Origin of the sequence: Enterorhabdus sp. P55, from assembly GCF_009911695.1 — a bacterium.
Classification (GTDB): Bacteria; Actinomycetota; Coriobacteriia; order Coriobacteriales; family Eggerthellaceae; genus Enterorhabdus.
This window is the reverse complement of the sequence record NZ_QWKK01000107.1, coordinates 1-6,806: the sequence shown is the minus strand read 5'-3', so window position 1 is coordinate 6,806 and position 6,806 is coordinate 1. Positions and strand designations below refer to the sequence as shown.

General features: G+C 70.2%; 6 protein-coding genes and 1 pseudogene. All 7 read left to right on the top strand.

Annotated features, from left to right (window positions below):
- A pseudogene (locus D1643_RS09115) lies at positions 1–183 on the top strand (2-methylthioadenine synthetase); the annotation flags it as partial.
- Positions 184–276: 93 nt separating this feature from the next.
- Positions 277–1,233 carry a PhoH family protein gene (locus D1643_RS09110; RefSeq protein WP_160710320.1) on the top strand — a complete coding sequence of 319 codons (957 nt, stop codon included), beginning with the start codon at positions 277–279 and terminating at the stop codon, positions 1,231–1,233.
- 7 nt (positions 1,234–1,240) lie between these two features.
- Positions 1,241–1,699: an rRNA maturation RNase YbeY gene (gene ybeY, locus D1643_RS09105; protein ID WP_160710319.1), complete on the top strand. Its 459-nt coding sequence runs from the start codon at positions 1,241–1,243 to the stop codon at positions 1,697–1,699.
- Between the two features lie 26 nt (positions 1,700–1,725).
- Positions 1,726–2,145: a diacylglycerol kinase family protein gene (locus D1643_RS09100; RefSeq protein ID WP_160710318.1), complete on the top strand. Its 420-nt coding sequence runs from the start codon at positions 1,726–1,728 to the stop codon at positions 2,143–2,145.
- Positions 2,146–2,186: 41 nt separating this feature from the next.
- Entirely contained in the window at positions 2,187–3,107 is a 921-nt protein-coding gene (gene era, locus D1643_RS09095; RefSeq protein WP_160710317.1) for a GTPase Era, read from the top strand.
- Positions 3,108–3,496: 389 nt separating this feature from the next.
- Positions 3,497–5,389: a PASTA domain-containing protein gene (locus tag D1643_RS09090; RefSeq protein WP_160710316.1), complete on the top strand. Its 1,893-nt coding sequence runs from the start codon at positions 3,497–3,499 to the stop codon at positions 5,387–5,389.
- Positions 5,390–5,392: 3 nt separating this feature from the next.
- Positions 5,393–6,169, top strand: a complete 777-nt coding sequence (gene recO / locus D1643_RS09085; RefSeq protein ID WP_160710315.1) for a DNA repair protein RecO — start codon at positions 5,393–5,395, stop codon at positions 6,167–6,169.
- The last annotated feature ends 637 nt before the right edge of the window (positions 6,170–6,806 follow it).

The window sequence follows — 6,806 nt, the reverse complement described above, 5'->3', positions numbered from 1 at the left end:
CGCCGCGCCGCCGAGCTGCGCATGCTCGCCGCCGAGCTGCGCGCCGCCGACCGCGCCCGCCGCGCCGGCGCCGTCGAGCTGGCGGTGGTCGAGTCCCCGGGCAGGGCCACCACCGAGAGCTACCACGAGATCGCCGTCGACCCCGCCCACGCCTCCGGCGTCCTCGTCGAGGTGGCCCTGTAGCCACGCCTGGCATTCCTTCTCGACCATGCCGCGCCGGCCCCCGTAACCAACCCGTGCCTTCGGGGGTGGGGCGCATCTGCTACAATCGAGGTCATGGTAGACCAGACCCAGATAACGCTCACGGCGCCCGCCAGCGTGCCCATGGCCGCGGTGGTGGGCCAGGCCGATGAGCTGCTTCACCTCATCCAGGACGCCTTCGCCGCCCGCATCACCGTGCGCGGCGACACCATCGTGCTAGAGGGCGACGCCATCGAGGTGCAGTCGCTCACGGCGCTGTTCTCCGACCTCATCAAGCTGGCAGAGGGCGGCGAGGAGCCCACGGCCGACTACGTCCGCCGGGCCATCGACCTCATGCGCACCGCCGAGTTCGCCCCGAGCGTTTTGCGCGAGGACATCCTGCTCACCTACCGCGGCCGGGCCATCCGCCCCAAGACCGCAGGTCAGAAGCGCTACGTCGACGCCATCCGCGAGCACACCATCACCTTCGGCATGGGGCCGGCCGGCACGGGCAAGACCTACCTGGCCATGGCCATGGCGGTGGCCGCGCTCAAGCGCAAGGAGGTGGGCCGCGTCATTCTCACGCGCCCCATCGTGGAGGCCGGCGAGAGCCTGGGGTTCCTCCCCGGGACCCTCACCGAGAAGGTGGATCCCTACATCCGCCCGCTCTACGATGCGCTCTACGACATGACCGACGCCGAGCGAGCCAACCAGCTCATCGAGAACGGCACCATCGAGATAGCCCCGCTCGCCTTCATGCGCGGGCGTACCTTGAATGACAGCTTCATCATCTTAGACGAGGCGCAGAACTCCACGCCCGAGCAGATGAAGATGTTTTTGACCCGGCTCGGCTTCGGCTCGAAGATCGTGGTCACCGGCGACGTGTCCCAGACCGACCTGCCCCGCGGCATTTCGGGCCTGGCGCACGTGCGCCCCATCCTGGAGGGAACCCCCGACATCGCGTTCTGCGACTTCACTGGCAAGGACGTCGTGCGCCATTCGCTGGTGGCCGCCATCGTGGCCGCCTACGAGCGCGCCGGCAGGAAGGCATAGGAGGAAGATGGACATCCTGATCAGCTACCGCTACCGCGAGGACGACCTGGCCCCGCTGCCCCTCGAGGAGCTCACCCGCTTCGTGCTCGAGTCCGAGAGGCGCCCCGACGCCACCGAGGTGTCCGTCAGCTTCGTCGACGACGCGGTCATCGCCGAGCTGAACGAGAAGTACCGCGGCAAGCAGGGCCCCACCGACGTGCTCTCCTTCGAGTGCGACGGTTGCGGCGATGGGCCCGACGCGCCCGAGGACGGCGTCTTCGAGCTGGGCGACGTCATCATCGCCCCGGACGTGGCGGAGCGCCAGACCGCTGAGTTCGCCACCACCTTCGAGGAGGAGATCAGCCTGCTGCTCGTCCACGGCCTTTTGCACCTGTGCGGCTACGATCACGTGGTGGACGAGGAGGCCGAGGTCATGGAGGCCCGCGAGGCGGAGCTCCTGCGCGCCTGGGCCGAGCGCGGCGCGTAGCGTCCGCGGAAGGGGAGGGCCGCGCCATGGGCCAGGACCAGCCGCGCCTCGTTCGCAATGAGGGCGCCAAGCGCGCCCACGACCGGTTCACCCTGGGCCAGGCGTTCTCGTGCGCAGGCTGCGGCATTCGGCACGCCTTCGCCACCCAGCGCAACATGCGCATCCATGCCGGCGTGGCCGTGGTCGCCGTCGTGGGGGGCCTCGTGCTGGGCCTGGACGCGCCTTCCTGGGCTGCCGTCATCCTGTGCATCGCCGGGGTCATGGCGGCCGAGTGCGCCAACACCGCCATCGAGGCCGTGGTCGACCTGGTCACCGACGACTACGCCGAGCTAGCCCGCGTGGCCAAGGACTGCGCCGCCGGTGCCGTGTACCTGATGGCCCTCGGGTCGGTGGCCGTCGGCGCCGTCGTGTTCGGCGCCCGCATACTCGCCCTGCTGGGCGCCTAGCCGCCATACGTCCGGCGCCCGCGCCGGGGAGGAGAGAGACGATGAACGACAACCTGCTCGGCGCCGACGGCTTCAAGTCCGGCTTCGTCACCCTGGTAGGGCGCCCCAACGCGGGAAAGTCCACCCTGCTCAACGCCATCATGGGCAAGAAGATCGCCATCACGTCGAACACGGCTCAGACCACGCGCCACCGCTTCCGCGCCGTGCTTACCCGCGACGACTTCCAGATGATCATCGTGGATACGCCCGGCCTCCACAAGCCCCACGACGCCCTGGGCGAGGAGCTCAACACGAGCGCCCTCAAGGCGCTCGAGGACGTGGACGTGGTGGCCATGCTCATCGACGCGTCCAAGCCCATCGGCCGCGGCGACGAGTGGGTGGCCGCCCAGCTGCGCGGCTCGCGCTCGCACAAGATCTGCGTGCTGTCGAAGACTGACCTCGCCACGCCCGAGCAGATCGCCGCCCAGCGCGAGGCCGCCGAGGGCCTGGCCGACTGGGACGCCATGGTGGCGCTCTCCGCCGAGACGGGCTACAACGTGGAGGCCTTCGTCGAGGAGGTCGTCTACCTTTTGCCCGAGGGCCCCGCGTGGTTCCCGCCCGACATGGAGACCGACCAGCCCATCGAGGTGGTGGTGGCCGAGTTCATCCGCGAGAAGATCCTGCGTACCTTCCGCGACGAGGTGCCCCATGCCATCGGCGTGGCCCTCAACGAGATGGAGTACGACCGCAAGAAGGATCTCTACCGCATCTTCGCCGTCATCTACGTGGAGCGCGACAGCCAGAAGGGCATCATCATCGGCAAGCGCGGCGCGGCCATCAAGCGCATCGGCATAGAGGCGCGCGAGGACCTGGAGCAGCTGCTCGGATGCCGGGTGTTCCTCGACCTGTCGGTGAAGGTGAAGAAGAACTGGCGGCGCGACGCGAGCCAGATCCGCCGCTTCGGCTACGGCGAGGGGGCCTAGGCGCGCCCGCTGGAGTTCGGGCGAAAGATAAGCCGGTTTTCTGCGAGAAATGCCGAGTTTGCATGGAGCACTCGTCCGCGCGGACGCCTTGCCGCCGGTGCGTGACGCGTTTGCCCAGATCGCTGCGAGCGTTACGTCTTTTGCGGCTGGGAATCTGCCTGTTTTCGGATCCGCGAGCAGGCAAAGCCGGCATTTCTCGCAGAAAACCGGCCTCGTTGCTGTCCGGCTGGCGGGGCCTCCTTGGGCGCGTGGGCGTCGAGGCGCCCTCCCTGGCGTAGAATTCTGGTGAATTCGCGGCCAATCAGGCGTTCCGTTACGCGCGTGCGACCTGGGACGGCGTGCTTTTCGGTACAATGGCGGGCAAATCGTAGCAAGGAGCCTTCGCGACCATGAGATGCCCCAACTGCCAGAGCACTAACAAAGACAGCGCCAAGTTCTGCATCGAGTGCGGCTATCCGCTTCGCGCCGGCCATGGGGCCAAGGCGCCCGAGACAGATGCCGTGCGCTCCGAGGGCGCTGCGGACAAGGCGGGAGCGGGGGGTGCTCGTGTCGCCGCGACTGCCCCGGAGAGTCCCGCCTCGGTGATCGGGGCGTCGCTTGACGAGGTGCGCGCCCTGCGCGAGGAGCCGGCGGAGGTCTCGGCCGACGCCGAGGTGTTCGCGCGCCTCATTGCCGACAACGCCCGGCGTGCCGCTGACGCGGAGGACTTGCCGCGCTATGGCGAGCGCCGCCGCCCCATGGCGGAGACGCCGCAGGGCGAGGGGGCGGCCGCCGCTCGCGCCGCGACCGACGAGGCTGACCTTGAGTTCGAGTTCGTCGAGGAGCTGCCCGTGGCCGGCTCCGCGCCTGAGGGGGACGTCCCCGCTGGGACGGCCGCCCCAGTCCCGGCGCCCGAGGCGGCTGAGACCGCCCTGCTCGACGGCACCCCGGCCTCGGCTTCGCCTGCCGCGTCCGGCGATGACTACGGCGCCTTCGACGAGGCGCTCTACGCCCCCCGCGAGGGGCAGGACGGCCGCGATTCGCTGGCCGAGGTGGTTCACGAGATGTTCCCCGACGGCGTGGTGGCTGCCGGCGCGGCGGGCGCGGCCCGCACCGCCGACCTCACCGGCCTCGAGCGCCTGGTGGATTCCAGCTACGTGCCGCCGAGCTACGCCTCGCGCGCGGGCGACACGATGGAGCTCCCCGCCGTGGGCGACGGCCCGGCTGCCGCGGCCAAGCGCTTCAGCGCCGAGATGGATCCCAAGGAGGCGCGCCGCCAGGCTCGCGCCCAGAGAAAGCTCGACCGCCAGATCGCCCGCGAGCAGCGCCGCGGTGCCGCAGACGGCCCGCGCCCTGCGCGCAGCAAGACCCCGCTCATCGTCGTCGCGTGCCTGCTCGTCGCCGCGCTTGCGGTTGCGGGCATCACCTGGTACCTCCAGCTGTGGGGCGGCAAGGTCGTTCCCGACGTGGTGGGCAAGAGCCAGGTGGATGCCACCTACGTTCTGACTGACAAGGGCTTCACCGTGCGGGCGCTCCCGGTGCGAAGCGATGACGTGGAGGGCATCGTCCTGCTCACCGACCCCGATTCCGGCCGTCGTGCCGAGGAGGGCACCGAGGTGGTCATCCACGTGTCGGTTGCCCGCGTGGTGCCCGCGGTGCTGGGGCTGCCTCGCGCCGACGCCGAGGCCGCGTTCGCCGAGGAGGGGCTGACCGGCGTCACCTACGAGGAGGTCAAGTCCAACGACCCCGAGGGTACGGTGATCTCCGTCACGCCCGAGGCCGGCACCAAGGTGAAGGCCGCGACTCCCGTGACCGTCCAGGTGGCCGTGCCGTTCACCGTACCGGACGTGGAGGGCCTCTCCCGCGCCGACGCCGAGGCTGCGCTCGAGGCCGAGGGCTACGACGTGGAGGTGCGCACCTTCTACACGGAGGATGTGCCGGAGGGCGCTGCCGTCTCCACCGAGCCAGCCTCCGGCTCCCAGCTCGACTCCGGCTCCACGGTGGTGCTCAACGTGGCCAAGTCGCGCAAGGCCGAGTGCCTCGCTTACGCGCAGACGTACTTCCAGTCATCGAAGAACTTCTCCATCGACGGGAAGAACTACGAGATAGACCCTGCCAAGCTGACCATCGAGTACGTCGGGGACGACACGACGCGCTACACGGTGTCGGGCATCCAGTACGGCTCGCTCTTCGGCATTGTCGTGCGTGACGAGGCGACGGGCTGGCAGACGCTCACCGGCACCATCACCTGGGATGCCGAGGGCAACGTGAAGTCGTCCGATCCTGCCATCAAGCGCGCCTGACGCGTGGCCCAGCCCACTTACAGCGTGCGCGGGATCGTCCTGCGCAAGACCAAGCTGGCCGAGACCGACCTCATCGTCACGCTCCTGGCCGATGACGGCACGCAGCGCCGCGCCGTGGCGAAGGGGGCGCGCAAGCCGTCGAGCACCTTCGCCTCGCGCTTGGAGCTCTATGCCGAGGCTGACCTGCTCTGCTCGGTGGGCCGCAGCCTCGACGTGGTGAAGGAGGCACGCCTCGTTCGGCCCAACGTTCGCCTGCGCTCATCAGTTGAGCTGGCTAGCTGCGCCGCTCCTGCGGCCGAGCTTCTCTGCAAGGTGTCCCAGCCCGGGCTCGAGCAGCCGCGTCTCTTCGAAGCCACGGCCGCGGGGCTCGCGGCCCTTGACGCCGCCGCGCCAGCCCAGGCGCCCGGCGTGGCGGCGGCCCTGCTGATCAAGACCCTCGGCCTGGTGGGCCTGCGCCCCTCGCTTTCGCAGTGCGTCGTCTGCGGCGGGGACGCCACGGCGGTAGCGCCGCAGGTCCCCTTCTCGTTCTCTGAGGGCGGGGTGGTGTGCGCCGGCTGCCGCGGGCAGGCCGAGTCGGTGCCCGTGCCCGCGGCAGCCGTGGGCTGGGCGCGCTTCCTCATGGGGTCTACCTATGCCGCCATCCTGGAGGCGCCCGCCGATCCGGGGTCGGCCTTCGCCGTGCTGCGCCTGGCCCAGGGGCTCATCCGCGCGCACGTGGGCGGCTCGCCCAAGTCGCTCGACTTCCTGTTTACCTGCGGCCTGTTCGGCGACGCCGAATAGAGGAGGGGCCGGGCCCCGCTGGGGGGGTCGGGCGCGCGGGGGGGGGTCGGGTCCTGATTCTGCGGGAGGGGTCCGCCGCCGACCGCCCGCTCTCCGCTGGGCGGGCTCACGGGGGGGCGGGCCCCGATTCTGCACAGTTTTTTCGACTTTGCGACACGGCGTATCGTCGACGACGGCGTTTTGCCTGATCGCCGGTGCCCGCCATGCGGCTCTTCGGCCCGATTGACCGGATTTCGCGCCTCGCGAGGCATGAATCTGTCGCAAAGTCGAAAAAACTGTGCAGAATCGGACACGAGGGCCCTCGCCCCGTCCGGCACGCCCCCCCCCTCGTGCCGACAGGCAGCCCCCGCCGCGCCGGGCGAGCGACCCGCTCCCGTGCCGCGCTGGGCAATCGACCTCCCCCTCGGGGGGGGGAGGCGTGTTGGACGGGGCGAGCAGCCCCGCCCCCCCGAGCCGCGTGGTGCCGCGCCGGACCGGGCGCCCCTCCCTCGCGCTGGGCAGCCCGCCCCCCCCGCACCGTGTCAGGGCGAGCAGGGCGGTTCCCGCCATATGAGGCACCCGGGTTGATTCGCGAAGTCAGCTGAACAGCCCACTTCATCCGTGAGATGTCGATGCGTTCTCGAACTTAACCTAATGC